The following is a 19327-nucleotide window of genomic DNA, read 5'->3' as shown; positions in this document are numbered from 1 at the left end:
ATGTGAAAGTAGGACATTGCCAGGCTCCAAATTGTAGAAAGCCCGACTAGAAATAGTCGGGCTTTTTTACGTCTGTAGAAAAGTGAAATGTGGGTGAATAATGTACACAAGTCTCCCGCGTAGGTCGGGCGAGCGTAGCGACACCCGACACTCAAATCATAAAAACATCATCACTAGCCAATGAGTTTAGTGCATTTGCACTGTGACTCTCCACTGCTGTGGGCACCACGACATTGCCAGGCTCCAAATTGTAGAAAGCCCGAATTTAACGATTCGGGCTTTTTTACGTCTGCAGAAAAGTGAAATGTGGGTGAATAATGTACACAATTCTCCCGCGTAGGTTGGGCGAGCGTAGCGACACCCGACGATAAAGAGCATCAAAAATAGCTAGATTGTTGCTTTTCTACTGCGTAGTGCATCGATAGCAAATGCTATTTATTAAGTGAGTATATTTATCCATGCTCATACTTGCTCAACTGGATTAAGCTATGGAAAATATGGAGGTAAGAGTATCATTGGCAGGTTTTACATATCTATCAATATATTTCCATATGGGTGACTAGCAATGGCCACTGGGTGCTGTCCGGATGGCATAGCATCTGTGGTAATTAGCAAGTGTTGCCGTATTATATCCTTAGTGAGGTGGGAGCTATAACTGCCTCAGTTTTACCTACGACAAGCAATTTATCGGGTTTAGTGGCCTGCACTAATTATAAATTAGAATATTTAATGGGTTGCTGGAATTAACTCCCGGTTATTATCACGCTTAACAGTTAGTAAATTTATGGAAGTGATATTGTGAAATGATTTGAGCTAAAATGATAGCGCAAACTAAAAACCCAACATGAGCTGGGTTTTTAATTAATTTAATGCGCTAGGAGCTACTTATTAGCTTCGTTAAATTATCTATGTAGTTCGCCGACTCTTTCAGGTTGGTAGGTTACTTCTTTTATTTTTACTTTTATTAAACCTCCACCAGGCTTAGGCCATTCAATTTCATCTCCTTGTGATAGCCCAAGTAAAGCGCCTCCTATAGGGGCTAAAATTGATATTTTTTGGCCGCTAGCGTCAAGATCTTTCGGGTAGACAAGAGTTAAATTAAATTCTTCTTTTGAAGATTCTACAACAAAATTTACGGTCGAATTCATGGTAACTATTGTTGCTGGAACGTCTTTAGGATCAACTATAGTTGCTCGCCCTAATTCTGCTTCCAGTTCTTTTTCACCCGCAAAACTGTTTGCTGGCAATGATTCGATTAAATCATATAGTCTATCTGCATCTAATGATGAGATGATTATTTCAGGTCTTTTATTCAACTCAATATCCTTAATAATGTTTATGTAAATAAAACTTACTCTGAGTATGATTCGGCATAAGCTTAATTGCACTAGAATACGTTGAAGTAATTTTTATTTGCAACTCAATAATCAACTATCTTAAGCAATAGTACTTAAGTGACTAAGAGTATAGTTAGTTTTTTATTTTTTCTATAACATTAAAAACCCAGCCGAGGCTGGGTTTTTTAACCGGGAGGTTTAGGTGGGGTTTACATCATACCGCCCATTCCACCCATACCGCCCATGCCACCCATATCAGGAGCGCTATCATCTTTAGGGATTTCAGCTACCATAGCTTCGGTAGTGATCATTAGACCCGCAATAGACCCTGCAAATTGTAGTGCAGAGCGTGTTACTTTAGTTGGATCTAGGATACCCATTTCAATCATGTCATTGTATTCGCCAGTAGCAGCATTGTAACCAAAGTTACCTGAACCTGCTTTAACTGCGTTAATTACAACTGAAGCTTCGTCACCTGCGTTTGTTACGATTTGACGAAGTGGCGCTTCCATTGCACGAAGTGCAACTTTAATACCGTGGTTTTGATCTTCGTTGTCGCCAACTAAATCTACAAGCTTACTTGCTGCACGAACTAGTGCAACGCCGCCACCAGGTACTACGCCTTCTTCAACCGCTGCACGAGTTGCATTTAATGCATCTTCAACGCGGTCTTTTTTCTCTTTCATTTCCATTTCAGTCGCAGCACCAACTTTGATTACTGCAACACCGCCAGCTAGTTTAGCCATGCGCTCTTGTAGTTTTTCTTTATCGTAGTCTGATGTTGCTTCTTCGATTTGTGCTTTAATTTGTGAAACACGGCCGTTAATACCTGCTTCTTCGCCAGCACCATCAATGATAGTTGTATCATCTTTAGTGATAATTACGCGCTTAGCTGTACCTAGGTCTTCAACTGTTGCTTTTTCAAGCTCAAGGCCGATTTCTTCTGAAATCACAGTACCGCCAGTTAATACAGCGATATCTTGTAGCATTGCTTTACGACGGTCGCCAAAACCAGGAGCTTTCACTGCTGATACTTTAACAATACCGCGCATGTTATTAACTACTAATGTAGCTAATGCTTCGCCTTCAAGGTCTTCTGCGATGATTAGTAGTGGCTTGCTTGCTTTAGCAACTGCTTCTAATGTTGGTAATAATTCGCGAATGTTAGATATTTTTTTATCTACAAGTAGAATAAATGGGTTATCTAGTTCAACAGTACCTTTTTCTGGGCTGTTAATAAAGTAAGGAGATAGGTAACCACGGTCAAACTGCATGCCTTCAACAACATCGAGTTCGTTTTCCAGTGATTGACCTTCTTCTACAGTAATAACACCACTGTTACGGCCTACTTTTTCCATTGCTTGTGCAATGATGTCGCCAATCTCTTTATCAGAGTTAGCTGAAATAGTACCTACTTGTGCAATTGCTTTAGTGTCAGAGCATGGAACAGATAACGCTTTAAGCTCTGCAACAGCAGCAATTACTGCTTTGTCGATGCCGCGCTTAAGGTCCATTGGGTTCATGCCTGCTGCAACAGCTTTAAGGCCTTCGTTTACAATAGACTGTGCAAGTACTGTAGCGGTAGTTGTACCATCGCCGGCTGCATCGTTAGCTTTAGATGCAACTTCTTTAACCATTTGTGCGCCCATGTTTTCAAACTTGTCTTCAAGTTCGATTTCTTTTGCTACAGATACACCATCTTTAGTGATAACTGGAGAGCCAAATGATTTATCTAGTACAACGTTACGGCCTTTAGGACCTAATGTAACTTTTACTGCGTTTGCCAGGATGTTTACGCCAGTTAGCATTTTAGCGCGTGCGTCACCTGCAAAAAGTACTTCTTTTGCTGCCATGTTTTAAATTCCTCTAAATTCTTAAATGTTTATAAACGAAAAGTAGGTTTAGCCTACAATGCCTAAAATATTATCTTCACGCATGATCAGGTACTCTTGACCTTCGATCTTTTCAACTTTCTCAACATATGAGCCAAATAACACAGTGTCACCGGCTTTAACTTCTAATGCTCTAACATCACCGCTTTCTAAAATGCGACCATTACCAACGGCAACAACTTCTCCGCGGGTTGATTTTTCAGCTGCAGAGCCAGTTAATACAATACCGCCAGCAGATTTTGTTTCTTCTTCTAGACGCTTAACGATCACGCGATCATGTAAAGGACGAATATTCATTTATTTAGTTCTCCTAACAGTTTCTGCGAAGGGCAGAAAAAAGCTTATATTGGTTGCATTCAATAATGGGGGTGTTACGCCAAAATCCAAGCGTAAAATTAAAAAAATTAATCTTTTCGTTCAAACTCACCATCTATGATGGTCGGTTTGTTCACTTGATGAGGATCTGCCTCAGTTTGACTGTGCTGGGTAAATGGTGAACCACCTTGTTGCATACCTGCACTCATACGTACAGTAGCTTGACTAGCAAGGCCGGCTGCCAGTTTGTTGCGAATTACTGGCGTTAATAATAGTAGCCCAAAAACGTCGGTCATAATGCCAGGCGTTAACAATAATACGCCAGCTATAATAACGCATATACCAGTAAATAATTCTTTCGCAGGCATTTGCCCTTCGGCCATTTGAGTTTGTGCTTTTTGTAGCGCGCTCATACCTTGTTGTTTTACCATTTTTGCGCCTAAAATCGCGGTAATAATTACTAGCGCAATTGTCGAAAAACCACCTATTACCTCGCTTACTTGTATAAGTAAGGCGATTTCAATAATAGGAATAATGATAAACAACACAAATAAAAATCTAAACATAAAGCTCTCTAAATAATGAAACTCAAAAGAGTTGATGAAATATAAGTGAGGGTGGAGCGGTCTAATTTCAAGGATACAGTAAGCGCTATTACTATTTTTTTGCAGTTATAGCATCTACACATTACATACGCTATCAGATACTATGCTTACAGACATTATTAAACACATAAAGGTTCATTATGGCGGCGCAATTTAAACTTATTTTTACTACCTGCAAAGATGAAAATGAAGCAAGAGAGCTGGCAAAAGCATTAGTTGAGAGAAAACTGGCTGCATGTGTGAATATTCTACCAAAGGTAGCTTCTATTTATATATGGGAAGGTGAAGTAGTTGAGGCAACCGAAGCTAAACTATTGATCAAAACAAAGTTAGATAAAATGAACGATGTATTTTTAACTATTAAAGCATTACACAGCTACGAAGTGCCAGAGATCCAGGTTGTTGATGTGGCAACGGGTAACCTAGCTTATTTTAATTGGATGGATGAGGTACTTAATTAATGCGTTTTTTCTTTTTGTTACTGGTTGCATTATTAGCGGCTCCAGCTAAGGCTAATAATATACTTGGTGATTTACTTGCACCTCCACAACAAACCTTTTTACAAGTAGACCAAGCATTTGTATTTGATTTTGATCAGCAAGATAATACTTTATTTATAGGCTGGGATATTGCACCTGAATACTACTTATATAAAAATAAAATAGAGATTATTGCCAAAGGCGCGAATATAGAAGTAGGCGACTTAGGTAATGGAGAAGTTATCGAAGATGAGTTCTTTGGTAAAACAGAAGTTTTTTTTAATGCACTTAGTATTGTTAGTAAGCTCAGTAATGTAACTGAGGGAGCAGTAGTAAAAGTGCGTTACCAAGGTTGTGCTGAAGCTGGGTTATGTTACCCACCTGAAGTTATTAGTATTCCGCTAAACAAAATTGCCGGTGAACAGCTGCAAAATGCTGATGATGCTACGCACAGTGCAACCTCTGCAAACGCATTTACAGCATTAAGTCAGGCTAATGCGCCGACAAGCAATGCGCCTAAAAAAGATCTGACCTTTACCGAGCAGTTAGCAAGCCAAGGGCTAATTACTAATTTACTGATATTTTTTGTTGTTGGTGTTGGCCTGGCTTTTACACCGTGTGTATTTCCAATGTTTCCAATTTTGTCGAGCTTAATTGCTGGGCAAAAAAATCTCTCAACTAAAAAAGCCTTCGCGTTATCATTTGTATATATTCAAGGTATGGCAGTGACCTACGCGGCATTAGGTTTGGTTGTGGCCGCACTTGGCGGGCAAGTTCAAGGTTATTTGCAGCACCCTTATGTACTTATTAGCTTTAGTTTATTGTTTGTATTATTAGCAATGTCGATGTTTGGTTGGTACGAAATAAAGCTACCAAGTGGCATGATGAACAAGTTAACCCAAGTAAGTAATAACCAAAAAGGTGGCAACTACGTTGGTGTGTTTTTAATGGGCGTATTATCGGGCTTGATTGCCTCGCCTTGCACCACCGCACCTTTGTCAGCGGCGCTATTGTTTGTAGCACAAAGTGGCGACTATTTAGTGGGGGGATTAACGCTTTATGTACTGAGTTTAGGGATGGGACTGCCATTATTGTTACTCGGTACATCGGGCGGAAAACTATTGCCTAAAGCCGGTGGCTGGATGGAACAAGTTAAAACCCTATTTGGCTTTATTATGCTAGTTGTGCCACTTATATTACTTGAGCGCCTTTTAGATGCCGATGTTATTTTATTAATGGCGGGAGTATTGGCCTTGGCAACCGCGCTTTACTTGCATCACTGGCAAAGTAGCCAAACACAAGGAAAATTAAAAACAGCACTGTGGTTTGCCGCAACGTTACTCGTTGTTAGTGGCTTTAACTTAACTAAAAATTATTTTTGGCCAGTACACATGCAAACAATGCAAGTAAGTGCGCAAAGTAATGAGTTTAAGCAAGTAGCCAATTTAACTGAGTTAAAAGCAGCCGTTGCTCACGCTAATGAGCAAGGCCGACTGGTTATGGTCGACTTATATGCTGATTGGTGTATTGCGTGTAAAGAATTTGAGCATTACACCTTTCCCGATGCAAAAGTGCAAAATGAGTTTAGTCACTTTGAGCTTATTCAAGTCGATTTAACCGACAGCGATAACAAAACAATCGAACTAATGGAAGAATATACGGTGTTTGGTTTACCGAGTATTTTGTTTTTTAATACCCAAGGAGAGGAGCTAAGTGCACAACGTGTTACCGGCTTTTTGAATGCTGAAGATTTTGCTCAGCACCTATCTACAGTACGCGCCAGCGTAAAGTAGCAATATAATAGCCCCCCATAATTTAAAGGTGGGGCTATTACTACTGCCTCAACACTTGTACCCAATACAGAGATAAGACCAGTATTTTGCTGTTATTTACGTCGAAATCACTATAATAGTTGGTTAACGTGAGAAATTGTTGTTATCTTATTTTTTATACTCACATTTTTGTAAAAAATTAGCTAACGACTGCTTAACTCATTACTTATAGGATATATCGCGTATTATGGCTGCAAAATTCAAGCTTTTAGTTATAAATGGCCCAAATTTAAATATGCTAGGTAAACGTGAGCCAGATAAATACGGTTCACGTACGCTAAGCGAAATTATGAGCGAACTAACATGTGCCGCTGATAGTTTAAATGTTGAGTTAACGCACTTCCAAAGTAATAGTGAGCAAGCACTGATAGAGCGTATTCACGATACTTGGCAAGCGATTGATTACATAATTATTAATCCTGCTGCATTTACGCATACGAGCGTCGCATTACGTGATGCATTGTTAAGTGTTGATATTCCGTTTTTTGAAGTGCATTTAAGCAACGTGCACGCACGTGAAGCGTTCCGCCATCATTCGTATTTTTCTGATGTGGCGCAAGGCGTAATATGTGGATTAGGTGCAATGGGTTATCACGCAGCGCTTGAAGCTGCAGTAAACCAATTGCAAAACTCAAATTAATTTTAAACACACAAACTAATAGGCGGGCCGTTTATGGATATTCGCAAGATCAAAAAACTTATTGAATTAGTAGAAGAGTCAGGTATTGCTGAGCTAGAAATCACTGAAGGTGAAGAATCAGTACGTATAAATCGTAATAACATGAGTGCAGGCCCAGGCTATGCTCAGTTTGCGCCACAGCAATATGCACCAGCACCAGTTGCCGCTCCAGTTGCTGCAGCTCCTGCAGCAGCAGTTGAAGCCGCTGCTCCAGCAGCCTCTACAGGTCATCAAGTTAAATCACCTATGGTTGGCTCATTCTACGCTGCAGCTTCACCAGAAGCGCCAGCATACGTAGAAGTTGGTTCTCAAGTTAAAGTTGGCGATACATTATGTATCATCGAAGCAATGAAAATGATGAACCAAATTGAGTCAGACAAAGCTGGTACAGTAAAAGCTATTTTAGCTGAAAATGGCGAGCCAATAGAATTTGATCAACCTTTATTCATCATTGAATAATAGCGCAACCTAAAAGGCCAACTCTAATGTTAGATAAAGTAGTCATTGCAAACCGAGGTGAAATTGCACTTCGTATATTGCGCGCCTGCAAAGAGCTTGGGATCAAAACGGTTGCTGTGCATTCAACGGCAGATCGCGATCTTAAGCATGTATTGCTTGCAGATGAAACCATCTGTATTGGTAAACCAGCAGCAACAGAAAGTTATTTAGATATTCCGCGTATTATTGCCGCGGCTGAAATAACTGACGCTGTAGCGATTCATCCTGGTTATGGTTTTCTTGCAGAAAATGCTGATTTTGCCGATCAAGTTGAGCAAAGTGGTTTTGTATTTATTGGTCCTACTGGCGATACAATTCGTCTTATGGGCGATAAAGTATCTGCAATCGCAGCAATGCGTAAAGCCGGTGTTCCGTGTGTACCAGGCTCAGATGGTCCAGTATCAGATGACAAAGAGCGCAATATGCAAATTGCTAAGCGCATTGGTTATCCGGTAATCATTAAAGCCGCCGGTGGCGGTGGTGGTCGCGGTATGCGTGTTGTGCGCAGCGAAGCTGAACTGATTGATTCAATTGCATTAACCCAACAAGAAGCGAAGCAGTTCTTTGGTAATGGCATGGTTTACATGGAGAAATACCTTGAAAACCCACGTCATATCGAAGTACAAATTTTAGCAGATGGCCAAGGTAATGCAGTGCATTTAGGTGAACGTGATTGCTCTATGCAACGTCGTCACCAAAAAGTAGTAGAAGAAGCACCCGCTCCAGGAATTACAGCAGAAACACGTAAATTTATTGGTGAGCGCTGTACGCGTGCCTGTATTGAAATTGGTTATCGTGGAGCTGGTACGTTTGAGTTTTTATACGAAAACGGCGAGTTTTATTTTATCGAAATGAATACCCGTATTCAGGTTGAGCATACAATTACTGAAATGGTTACAGGTATTGATTTAGTTAAAGAACAGCTAAAAATTGCTGCTGGTCAGCCATTGTCGTTCACTCAAGACGATGTTGTTATTCGCGGCCATGCAATTGAATGTCGTATTAACGCAGAAGACCCAGAAACCTTTATTCCATCACCGGGTAAAATTACACGTTTTCATCCTGCGGGTGGTTTAGGTATTCGTTGGGACAGCCATATTTATGCTGACTACACGGTTCCACCACATTACGATTCAATGATTGGTAAGCTAATTACTTACGGTGAAAACCGTGACGTAGCAATTGCTCGTGCACGTAACGCACTAAATGAATTAGTAATCGACGGTATTAAAACCAATACTCCGCTGCATAAAAGAATTCTTGCAGACGAAAACTTCCAAAATGGTGGGACTAATATCCACTATCTTGAGAAAAAATTGGGACTATAATTCCTCGTTAATAGAAACCGGCGCTTAGCCGGTTTTTTTATCTTTAAAAATTGGCTGTATCACCTTAAATAAATAATCTGGTATGATTAACAAATATGCGCTTTAATAAATTTTTGAGGTAAAGGTAATAATGTCACGTAGTTTTAAGTCTCACTTGAGTGATGATATTGCCACGGTAACAATGGGCAATCGAATTGCGGCTATTATAGAGCAAGGTGCGGTAATTTATTTACATGGCGATTTAGGCGCGGGTAAAACCACCTTTACACGTGGCATAGTGCAAGGTTTTGGCCATACAGGTAAGGTTAAAAGTCCAACGTATACCTTAGTAGAGCCATATGAGCTGGAGCGCGCTAATGTTTACCACTTTGATTTGTATCGTTTAGGCGATCCAGAAGAACTTGAATATATGGGAATACGCGATTACTTTTCAGCGCAAGCAATTTGTGTGGTTGAATGGCCAGAAAAAGGCGGAGAGTTTATTCCTGTGCCAGATTTAAATATTACCTTAAGCTATGTAGGCGATGAGCGAAATATCGTTATTAATAGTGCCAGTGAGCGTGGTAGCGTAATTATTGAAAAACTAAATAACTTAACCTCAGAGTAATAATATTGGTTATATAACAAATAATAAAATAGTTAAGGCAGTCACTATCAACATGAGTCGCGGTGTAATTAAACTCTTTATTTATCTTGTAGCTATCACTATGAGTTCGTCGCTATGGGCACAAAATACCATTAATAGTGTGCGCGTTTGGCCATCTCCCGATAGCACTCGGGTGGTATTTGATTTAACTGAAAAGCCTGACTTTAGTTATTTTATGCTTAAAAATCCTAGCCGTTTAGTGGTTGATTTAGAGCAAACACGGGAGCTTAAAGTGTTACCCGGTATTCCGCCTGAGCATCAAATTGTTAGTAAGCTTCGTTATTCTAAACCAAAAAATAAACACAGCGTGCGCTTTGTCTTTGAATTGAGTGCCCCGGTAAAGCCTGTGGTTTTTGCATTAGCACCAACGGGCCCCTATAAAAACAGGTTGGTTGTTGATCTATATGATAAAAGTGAATCATCCACAGCAGTATCACCAGCGCAGACAGCGGCTAAAAACCGTCAATTAAGCCAAGAGCGCGATATTGTTATTGCGATTGACGCTGGTCACGGTGGCGAAGACCCTGGCTCAATTGGCCCATCGGGTACCTATGAAAAAACGATTACATTACAAATAGCTAAACGCTTAGAGAGGATGATTGACTCTGAGCGCGGGATGATTTCGCGTATGGTGCGCAGCGGCGATTACTTTGTAAAGCTCAATACCCGCACCAATCGTGCTCGTGAGAAAAAAGCTGATTTTTTTGTCTCTATTCATGCTGATGCATTTACGAGCCCAGGTCCAAATGGTGCCTCAGTGTGGGTGTTATCACTGCGCCGTGCTAACTCAGAAATAGGTAAATGGATTGAAGATAAAGAAAAACACTCTGAGCTTTTAGGTGGCGCGGCAGATGTAATAAAAGATGCCGCCAATGAAAAGTACTTAGCGCAAGCACTGCTTGATATGTCGATGGATCATTCGATGAAAACCGGTTTGAGCGTTGCTGATGAAGTAGTAAAAGAGCTGCGTAAGGTGGCAAAGTTACATAAAAAAGATCCTCAACATGCGAGTCTTGCAGTATTAAAGTCACCAGACATTCCTTCTATTTTAATCGAAACAGGGTTTATTTCTAATCCCCGTGAAGAAAAATTGCTAAAAAGTGCTAATCACCAAGAGCGTTTAGCCAAAGCTATATTTACCTCAATTAAAAATTATTACTTAAAAAATCCACCTGACGATTCTTTATTTGCCAAGTTAAAGTCGCAATATCCAACCAAGCATAAAGTTCGCCCGGGGGAGTCGTTAAGCATGTTAGCGAGTCGCTACGGCATAACTATAAACAAGTTAAAGCAGGCGAATAAATTAAGCTCTAATACCTTATTTATTGGCCAAGAACTCGATATACCGCAAAGTTAATTGCTTATCATTAGAGCCATGTTTGTTAGGAAATTGAATGAGTATTGAAATACTACCCGCACGTTTAGCGAACCAAATTGCTGCAGGTGAAGTGGTCGAGCGCCCCGCGTCGGTGGTAAAAGAATTAGTAGAAAACAGCCTAGATGCTGGTGCTACACGCATTCAAATAGATATTGAGCGAGGTGGGCAAAAACTAATTCGTATTCGTGACAATGGTGCGGGTATTGCTCAAGACGAGCTTACATTGGCGCTTTCTCGCCATGCAACCAGTAAATTGAAATCCCTCGATGATTTAGAAAATATTTGCTCACTAGGATTTAGAGGTGAAGCACTGGCGTCAATTAGTTCCGTTTCGCGCTTAACGCTAAGCTCAAAAACTAAACATCAAGAAGCCGCTTGGCAAGCATTTGCACAAGGCCGCGATATGGCTGTGCAAGTAAAACCAGTAGCGCACCCAGATGGCACCACCATAGAAGTAAAAGATTTATTTTTTAATACGCCAGCACGGCGCAAATTTTTACGTACCGAAAAAACAGAGTTTAGCCATATTGATGAGCTTATAAAGCGCATTGCGCTGAGTCGATTTGATGTATCTATTACCCTTACTCATAATGAAAAAGTAGTCAGGCAGTACCGTGCTAAAACTGATCCTAGCCAAGCAATTGCCCGTGTAGCGCAAGTGGCGGGTAAAGCATTTGCTGAGCAAGGCTTGCATATTCAATCGGGCGAGGGGGGCTTGCAGCTCCATGGCTGGGTATTGCCGGTTGGTTCTGCTAACACCGTGCAGTATACCTATGTAAATAATCGTATGATGCGCGACAAGCTTATACTGCACGCTATTCGCCAAGCATTTGAAGAAGTAAGTGGTGCCCAAGAGTTACCCGGTTTTGTTATTTATATTGATATTGACCCTCGTCAAGTTGATGTAAATGTTCATCCGGCAAAACACGAAGTACGTTTTCATCAAGGGCGTTTAGTACACGACTTTATACTACAAGCAATTAAACAAGTTGTTGTGCCACTGCAAGGTGAGTTTACTAATGAGCCTTTAAATAACCTAGCCGATACGGCATTTAGTCAGACAGACACTGCGCGTTCTCCCACTGGGAATTTTGAGTCGGGTGAGGTATTTGATTATCCTAAATCGCAATTGCAACCATCTCATAGTGTCAGTTCTGGCGGCGCATCGCTAAGTTCGCGTGGTGCGGGAGGGAGTGGCGGCGGCTACAGAGCTACACCTAGCACTAATCATCATGATATTAATGCTTTTTATCAGGGCGTGAGTGAGCAGCATGCCGCGCATTTTGACCAAGGTGCTCACGTATCTGTTGGGGTTAACCAGTCACACGCTGTGGAGCAGGCAGTTGCTTTAAAAACGGTTGCTATTATCAGCATCAACGAAGGCGTGTGTGTGTTTAGCAGCGAGCAGCAATTGTATTGCTCACATTTTAAATATGCATTAGTTGATGATTGGCATGAGCAAATAAAAGAGCAGGGCAGCTTAGAGGGCAAAGCGCTGTTGTTGCCAGTACGGGTTAATTTATCCAAGCAAGACTGTGAGCTAATAGCAGCGCAACAGTCTTGGTTTACGCTATTAGGTTTTGAGCTAATTATTGAAAAACAGTTTGTGATGGTTAAAAAACTTCCTGCGTGCTTATATTTATTAGACGTTACTAGCGCGGTTGAAAGCCTGCTGGAAGCGTGTAAAGCACCACTTGAAAACATAGAAAGCTGGTTGGCGTGGCAGATGCAGCACACACCAGCGCGTTTTTATTCCAGCAATATCTTTTTAGCGCAGCAAGCCCGCATGCAAAATAATCCGCAAACAATTGAACGTTTGCGTGTAAAAGCAGTTAAAATAGATATAGAGCACTATTTAACGCAATTAGATTAAGGTATTCGTGTTGAGTAATTTACCAGTCATATTTTTAATGGGTCCAACTGCAGCGGGTAAAACGGCGTTGGCAATTTCATTGTGTGAGCATTTAAATACCGAAATAATTAGTGTTGATTCAGCGTTAGTATATAAGGGTATGGATATTGGCACGGCTAAACCCGATGCATCAGAGTTAGCACGTGCTCCGCATCACTTAATTGATTTACTTGACCCAAGTGAAACTTATTCAGTTGCTGATTTTAGACGTGATGCGATAATAAAAATAGATGAATTTCATCAGCAAGGTAAGGTGCCGGTATTAGTTGGCGGCACCATGTTGTACTTCAAGGCTCTGATTGATGGTTTATCACCACTGCCAGAAGCTAACGTGGAAATAAGAGCCGAATTTGAAGCGCAAGCTGCGCAATATGGCTGGCCACATTTGTATCAAGAACTGGTAAAAATAGACCCGCAAGCAGCGAAAAAAATGAGTGAAAACGATTCACAAAGAATTAATCGTGCTTTAGAGGTATACAAATTAACAGGTAAAACCATGACCGAGCTGCAAAAGCAAAAACAGCCGGTTTTACCTTATACTTTTCATCAATTTGCTATTGCGCCAACGCAGCGCAGTGAATTACATCAGCGAATTGAAAAAAGGTTTAAAATAATGCTCGAACAGGGGTTTGAAAATGAAGTTTCGACCCTATATCTACGTAAGGATTTACACCCCAATATGCCTTCTATTCGTTGTGTAGGTTATAGACAAATGTGGGATTACCTTGCGGGTGAAATTGACCATGATGAAATGGTATTTCGCGGCATTGCGGCTACACGTCAATTGGCTAAACGCCAATTAACTTGGTTAAGAAGCTGGCCTGATGTTACATGGTTAACAACGGGTGATGAAGAAAACTTGCATCGTGTAGTAAGTTCGCTAAGCTAGTAGTAGTTGAATAAAATTTAGCTTTGTTAAATAAGTTCAGCCACTTAATTATAATAACACCTAGAACGAAGGAATAATAACATGGCAAAAGGCCAATCGTTACAAGACCCATTTTTGAATGCACTACGCCGTGAGCGCATCCCAGTATCAATCTTTTTGGTTAATGGCATAAAATTACAAGGTAAAATTCAGTCATTTGATCAATTTGTTATTTTACTAGAAAACACCGTAAATCAAATGGTGTATAAACATGCAATTTCAACAGTTGTTCCTGCTCGTGCAGTTAATTTCCAAGGTGTTCAAGAAAATGACGACACTGAAGAACCTGAAGCTGGAAACATTTAAATTAGGAGCGTGATGCTTGTTTGACCGCTATAAATCTGGCGAACAGGCAGTTTTAGTTCATATTGACTTTCCTAAAGAGGGGGATCGCGAAGATCTTCACGAATTAGAATTGTTGGTATCTTCTGCTGGTGTTAGTAGTTTGGCGGTTGTGCAAGGCAGCCGTCAAGCACCACATCCGAAACTATTTGTCGGAACTGGTAAAGCAGAAGAAATAGCTGAGACTGTTAAAATCCACAATGCCGATGTCGTTATTTTTAATCATCAACTCAGACCGTCCCAAGAGCGTAACTTAGAACGCATTTTGCAATGTCGTGTGCTTGATAGAACCACCCTTATTCTTGATATATTTGCGCAACGTGCACGTACCCACGAAGGTAAGTTGCAAGTTGAACTGGCGCAATTGCGTCATATGTCCACGCGACTAATTCGTGGTTGGACGCATTTAGAGCGTCAAAAAGGGGGCGTGGGTTTACGTGGGCCAGGTGAAACACAGCTCGAAACCGATAGACGCTTATTGCGCGCCCGCCTGCAAAATATTCGTGCACGCCTAGATAAAGTTGCTGTACAGCGCGAGCAAGGTAGACGAGCTCGTAGCCGTAACGAAATACCAACTGTATCGTTAGTAGGGTATACTAACGCGGGTAAATCAACATTATTTAATCGTATTACAAACTCAGATGTTTATGCTGCAGATCAATTGTTTGCGACGCTTGACCCAACGTTACGAAAACTTGAGTTAGGCGATGTTGGTCCGGTTATTTTAGCCGATACTGTTGGCTTTATTCGCCATTTGCCGCATGACTTAGTGGCGGCATTTAAAGCGACGCTAACAGAAACGCGAGAAGCCGACTTACAGCTGCATGTTATTGATGTGGCAGATGCACGACTAAAAGAAAATATTGAACAAGTACAATCAGTACTCAAAGAAATTGAAGCTGATGAAGTACCGCAATTATTGGTTTATAACAAAATTGATGCGCTGGATGATATTACTGCGCGTATTGATCGCGATGATGAAGGCCAACCTATAAGGGTATGGCTTTCTGCTCAAACCGGCGAAGGTTGCGAGTTACTTAGCGAAGCTATTAGTGAATTACTTGCTAAACAAATGCTTAGCGAAACATTATTGCTTGCACCACAATATGGACGGTTAAGATCGTCGTTATTTAGTTTAAGTGCGGTAAGCGACGAGCGCTTTGATGAACAAGGTAACTGGCTGTTAGATGTTAGGTTACCTGTAGTTGAGTGGAATCGTTTAATTAAAGAATTTGGTCCTGAAATTGCTGGTTTTATCGTCTGTGATTAAAAATTGATGTAATTAATGTCGGTTTTTGTATAAGAAACGCAGTAGATTTGTTAGATTTAACTCAATTTCCTTATTTATTTAGATAACAATGGAGTATAGCTATGGCCTGGAATGAACCGGGTAATAATGGCAATGATAAAGATCCGTGGAATAACAAAGGCGGACGAGATCAAGGCCCACCTGATTTAGACGAGGTGCTGCGTAAATTCAGTAACAAGTTTAGTGGCTTATTTGGCGGCAAAAAACCGGGCAATGGTAGCGGCGGTGGACTTGGTGGAGCCGGTATTTCATTTATACTTATAATTGCTGTAATTGTATGGGCACTCAGTGGTATTTATACCGTGAAAGAAGCTGAGCGTGGTGTGGTTCTTCAATTTGGTAAGTATGATCGTATTGCTGATCCTGGTCTGCGTTGGAAAATGACCTTTATTGAAACCATAATACCAGTAGATATTGAAGCTGTTCGTTCATTATCAACGTCTGGTTTTATGTTAACTGAAGACGAAAACGTAGTAAGCGTTGAGTTCCAAGTTCAATATCGTGTTATTGACCCATACTTGTATAAATTTAGTGTAACTAATGCTGATAGTAGCTTAGAAGAAGCACTAGAAAGTGCACTACGTTATGTAGTTGGCCATGCAAAAATGGACCAAGTACTAACAAACGGCCGTGAGGTTGTGCGCCAAAATACATGGGATGAGCTGAACAAGGTTATTGAACCTTATAACTTAGGTTTAATTGTGACTGACGTGAACTTTAAAGATTCTCGTCCACCGGCTGAAGTTAAAGATGCGTTTGATGATGCAATTGCTGCACAAGAAGATGAAGAGCGCTTTATCCGTGAAGCTGAAGCATATGCGCGTGAAATTGAACCTCGTGCTCGTGGTCAAGTTACACGTATGACTCAAGAAGCCGAAGGTTATCAAGAGCGTATTACACTTGAGGCACAAGGTGAAGTTGCTCGTTTTGAAAAGCTATTACCAGAATATCAAGCGGCTAAAACAGTAACTCGTGAACGTTTATACATTGATGCAATGCAAGAAGTATTAGGCAATAGCTCTAAAGTACTTGTTGATGTAAAAGGTGGCAACAACATGATGTACTTACCACTTGATAAAATTATGGAAAAGCAAGGCACAGCAACCCGTGTTGCACTTCCTAGCTCAAGTGATATTCAAGATTTACGTAACAAAGTAAATACGTCACGTAACAGCTCTGTTAATAGTGGTAATGACCGCTTTAACAACGATCGTTTTAATGATGGGAGATAACAATAATGAAAAACTTTAGTTTAGTCATACTATTAGCTGCCATTGTAATGTCTTTCTCGTCAGTTTTTGTTGTACCTGAAGGGCAAAAAGCAATTGTTTTGTTATTCAGTAAAGTACAAAAAGACAGTGATGATCAAGCCATAGTGTACAGCCCCGGCTTACAATTTAAAGTACCATTTTTTAGCCAAGTACGTCGTATTGATGCACGTATTCAAACGCTTGATGGTACACCAGACCGCTTTGTAACGAGCGAGAAAAAAGACTTAATTGTTGACTCGTTTGTAAAATGGCGTGTTAACGACTTTAGTGCTTTTTACTTGCGTGCTCGTGGCGATAAGCAATATGCTGAAACGCTGCTAGAACAAAAAGTAAATAACGGTCTACGTACTAACTTTGGTACGCGTACTATTCGTGAAATAGTGTCGGGTGAGCGTAGCGAGTTAATGGAAGAGGCGTTAGTACAAGCTTCTGAAAGTGCCCGCGAGCTAGGTATTGAAGTACTTGACGTGCGTGTTAAGCAAATAAACCTACCACAAGAAGTAAGTAGCTCGATTTATCAGCGTATGCGTGCAGAGCGTACTGCGGTTGCTAAAGAGCATCGTTCAGAGGGTCAAGAAAAAGCCGAAACTATTCGTGCTGGCGTTGATCGTCGTGTAACGGTAATGCTTGCCGATGCTGAGCGTAATTCACGTACAGTACGTGGTCAAGGTGATGCAGATGCAGCAGCTATTTATGCTAATGCGTACAATAAAGATCCTGAGTTTTTTAGTTTTGTTCGTTCGTTAGAGGCGTATAAACAAACCTTTAAAAACAAGCAAGACGTAATGGTTCTTTCACCAGATAGCGACTTCTTTAAATATATGAAAGGTGCTACTGCACAATAAAGCTAACCAATATATTTAAATCTTAAAAGCCTCGCGTTAGTGGGGCTTTTTATTGAAACAGATTTAATGCATTAAACCACTGTTATCTATGTGGTTATTAGTTAATATTTATACATATAAATATACGAGCGGAAAATATAAGCTAAACGGGGTGAACTTTGGCTTTGTTTTCTGGTAAAATCTTGTCCTAATTTTTTTAAGTGAAGTTACAATGGGTAAAAACGTTGTTGTATTAGGCACCCAATGGGGTGACGAAGGTAAGGGTAAGGTAGTTGACCTCCTTACAGATAAAGCATCTTTAGTAGTTCGTTATCAAGGTGGGCACAATGCTGGCCATACCTTAGTGATCGACGGTGAAAAGACAGTTCTGCACCTTATTCCATCGGGTGTATTACGTGACAATGTTAAATGTGTGATTGGTAATGGTGTTGTATTATCACCAGAAGCGCTAATGAGAGAGATTGGCATGTTAGAAGCACGTGGCGTACCTGTACGCGAGCGTCTTTTAATCAGTGCTGCATGTCCATTAATTTTGCCTTTCCATGTTGCATTAGATGTAGCCCGTGAAACTGCACGTGGTGATAAGCCAATTGGTACAACTGGCCGTGGTATCGGTCCTGCGTACGAAGATAAAGTGGCACGTCGTGGTTTGCGCGTAGGGGATTTATTTAATCCTGAACTATTCGCAGCAAAACTAGAAGAAGTTCTTGAATACCATAACTTTACTTTAGTTAATTACTATAAAGTAGATGCTGTTGATTTTCAGAAAACCTTTGATGACGCAATGGCCGTTGCTGATATTTTAAAAGCGATGATTGTTGATGTTACTGAGCTTTTAGATCAAACGCGTTTAGCTGGCGACAACATTTTGTTTGAAGGCGCACAAGGTACGTTACTTGATATCGATCATGGTACTTACCCTTATGTAACGTCTTCTAACACTACAGCTGGTGGCGTTGCTACTGGTGCTGGTTTTGGCCCACTACACCTTGATTATGTGCTTGGTATTATTAAAGCATATACTACACGTGTTGGTTCAGGCCCTTTTCCTACAGAGCTTTACGACGGCCTTGATAAGCAAGACCCAGTTGGTAAGCACTTAGGCGATAAAGGCCATGAGTTTGGCGCAACCACTGGTCGACTTCGTCGTACTGGTTGGTTAGATGCCGTAGCAATGCGTCGTGCAGTGCAAATCAATAGTATTTCTGGTTTTTGTTTAACTAAGCTTGATGTTTTAGATGGCTTAGAAACACTTAAAATCTGTACTGGTTATAAGCTTGAAGATGGCACAGTTACTAACGTAACGCCATTAGCAGCTGAAGGTTACGAAAAAGTAACGCCAATATACGAAGAAATGCCTGGTTGGTCAGAAAATACTGTTGGTGTAACTAGCCTTGATGGTTTACCAAAAGCAGCGATTGATTACGTTAAGCGTATTGAAGAGCTCACAGGTGTTCCTGTTGATATTATTTCTACTGGTCCTGATCGTGTAGAAACGATGATACTTCGCAATCCGTTTGCGTAATATCAACTAGACTTGAAAAAAGCTGCTTAATGCAGCTTTTTTTATGTCTAAAAATAACAATAGAGTATAAATAACCTGAGATCCGGATAATAAACTTATCTCAAGCAGCTATTTTCAGCGCTAACTGCGTTGAATTTACTTGCAATAGGCCAGCTATTGACGCGTAAATTCGCCTTGTTTTCACTGAAAACCTCTGGCTAGAGAAA

18 protein-coding genes are annotated in these 19327 nt (G+C 40.7%); 14 read left to right on the top strand and 4 right to left on the bottom strand.

Translation table 11 applies throughout. From position 1 onward, the window contains the following. Nucleotides 1–902: 902 nt before the first annotated feature. The 4 genes from rnk to H5058_RS16920 all read right to left on the bottom strand — a co-directional run bounded on the left by rnk (nt 903) and on the right by H5058_RS16920 (nt 4110). Complete coding sequence (gene rnk, locus H5058_RS16935; protein ID WP_041454318.1) at nt 903–1316, bottom strand: nucleoside diphosphate kinase regulator; 414 nt, start codon at nt 1314–1316, stop codon at nt 903–905. 230 nt (nt 1317–1546) lie between these two features. Continuing rightward, nucleotides 1547–3190 carry a chaperonin GroEL gene (gene groL / locus H5058_RS16930; protein ID WP_011326972.1) on the bottom strand — a complete coding sequence of 548 codons (1644 nt, stop codon included), beginning with the start codon at nt 3188–3190 and terminating at the stop codon, nt 1547–1549. 48 nt (nt 3191–3238) lie between these two features. Then, complete coding sequence (locus tag H5058_RS16925) at nt 3239–3526, bottom strand: co-chaperone GroES (RefSeq protein WP_011326973.1); 288 nt, start codon at nt 3524–3526, stop codon at nt 3239–3241. A gap of 107 nt (nt 3527–3633) precedes the next feature. After that, a complete protein-coding gene (locus tag H5058_RS16920) occupies nt 3634–4110 on the bottom strand; it encodes an FxsA family protein (RefSeq protein WP_011326974.1) in 477 nt (158 codons plus the stop codon). Between the two features lie 179 nt (nt 4111–4289). Here H5058_RS16920 and cutA point away from each other — a divergent pair, with 179 nt between their 5' ends. The 14 genes from cutA (at nt 4290) to H5058_RS16850 (ending at nt 19121) form a co-directional block, all read left to right on the top strand. After that, nucleotides 4290–4610, top strand: coding sequence for a divalent-cation tolerance protein CutA (gene cutA, locus H5058_RS16915; protein WP_011326975.1), 321 nt, complete (start codon nt 4290–4292; stop codon nt 4608–4610). After that, nucleotides 4610–6421: a protein-disulfide reductase DsbD gene (locus tag H5058_RS16910; RefSeq protein WP_011326976.1), complete on the top strand. Its 1812-nt coding sequence runs from the start codon at nt 4610–4612 to the stop codon at nt 6419–6421. The genes cutA and H5058_RS16910 overlap by 1 nt, the downstream gene beginning before the upstream one ends. A 226-nt stretch (nt 6422–6647) precedes the next feature. Beyond that, complete coding sequence (gene aroQ, locus H5058_RS16905; protein WP_011326977.1) at nt 6648–7100, top strand: type II 3-dehydroquinate dehydratase; 453 nt, start codon at nt 6648–6650, stop codon at nt 7098–7100. Between the two features lie 33 nt (nt 7101–7133). Then, nucleotides 7134–7598 carry an acetyl-CoA carboxylase biotin carboxyl carrier protein gene (accB, locus tag H5058_RS16900; protein WP_011326978.1) on the top strand — a complete coding sequence of 155 codons (465 nt, stop codon included), beginning with the start codon at nt 7134–7136 and terminating at the stop codon, nt 7596–7598. Nucleotides 7599–7624: 26 nt separating this feature from the next. Then, the gene (gene accC / locus H5058_RS16895) at nt 7625–8965 is read left to right on the top strand and encodes an acetyl-CoA carboxylase biotin carboxylase subunit (RefSeq protein WP_011326979.1); all 1341 of its coding nucleotides are present in this window, start codon (nt 7625–7627) and stop codon (nt 8963–8965) included. Nucleotides 8966–9095: 130 nt separating this feature from the next. Next, nucleotides 9096–9572 carry a tRNA (adenosine(37)-N6)-threonylcarbamoyltransferase complex ATPase subunit type 1 TsaE gene (gene tsaE / locus H5058_RS16890; protein ID WP_011326980.1) on the top strand — a complete coding sequence of 159 codons (477 nt, stop codon included), beginning with the start codon at nt 9096–9098 and terminating at the stop codon, nt 9570–9572. A gap of 52 nt (nt 9573–9624) precedes the next feature. Then, entirely contained in the window at nt 9625–10968 is a 1344-nt protein-coding gene (locus tag H5058_RS16885) for an N-acetylmuramoyl-L-alanine amidase (RefSeq protein WP_041454319.1), read from the top strand. 37 nt (nt 10969–11005) lie between these two features. Next, entirely contained in the window at nt 11006–12862 is a 1857-nt protein-coding gene (mutL, locus tag H5058_RS16880; protein ID WP_179807601.1) for a DNA mismatch repair endonuclease MutL, read from the top strand. 10 nt (nt 12863–12872) lie between these two features. Continuing rightward, nucleotides 12873–13790 (top strand): tRNA (adenosine(37)-N6)-dimethylallyltransferase MiaA, encoded by a 918-nt coding sequence (gene miaA, locus H5058_RS16875; protein WP_182679142.1) that lies wholly within the window; start codon nt 12873–12875, stop codon nt 13788–13790. Between the two features lie 81 nt (nt 13791–13871). Continuing rightward, complete coding sequence (hfq, locus tag H5058_RS16870; RefSeq protein WP_011326984.1) at nt 13872–14135, top strand: RNA chaperone Hfq; 264 nt, start codon at nt 13872–13874, stop codon at nt 14133–14135. A 16-nt stretch (nt 14136–14151) separates the two neighbouring features. Further along, nucleotides 14152–15441, top strand: coding sequence for a ribosome rescue GTPase HflX (hflX, locus tag H5058_RS16865; protein WP_011326985.1), 1290 nt, complete (start codon nt 14152–14154; stop codon nt 15439–15441). Between the two features lie 101 nt (nt 15442–15542). Then, on the top strand, nt 15543–16712 hold the full coding sequence (gene hflK, locus H5058_RS16860; RefSeq protein WP_179807603.1) for an FtsH protease activity modulator HflK: 1170 nt from the start codon (nt 15543–15545) through the stop codon (nt 16710–16712). A 5-nt stretch (nt 16713–16717) separates the two neighbouring features. Next, on the top strand, nt 16718–17596 hold the full coding sequence (hflC, locus tag H5058_RS16855; RefSeq protein WP_011326987.1) for a protease modulator HflC: 879 nt from the start codon (nt 16718–16720) through the stop codon (nt 17594–17596). A 211-nt stretch (nt 17597–17807) separates the two neighbouring features. Then, nucleotides 17808–19121 (top strand): adenylosuccinate synthase, encoded by a 1314-nt coding sequence (locus tag H5058_RS16850; RefSeq protein ID WP_011326988.1) that lies wholly within the window; start codon nt 17808–17810, stop codon nt 19119–19121. Nucleotides 19122–19327 lie beyond the last annotated feature (206 nt).

The organism is Pseudoalteromonas sp. SR45-4 (assembly GCF_014163535.1).
Taxonomy (GTDB): domain Bacteria; phylum Pseudomonadota; class Gammaproteobacteria; order Enterobacterales; family Alteromonadaceae; genus Pseudoalteromonas; species Pseudoalteromonas nigrifaciens.
Note: the sequence above shows the minus strand (reverse complement) of the source record. Positions and strands in the feature narration are given on the sequence as shown.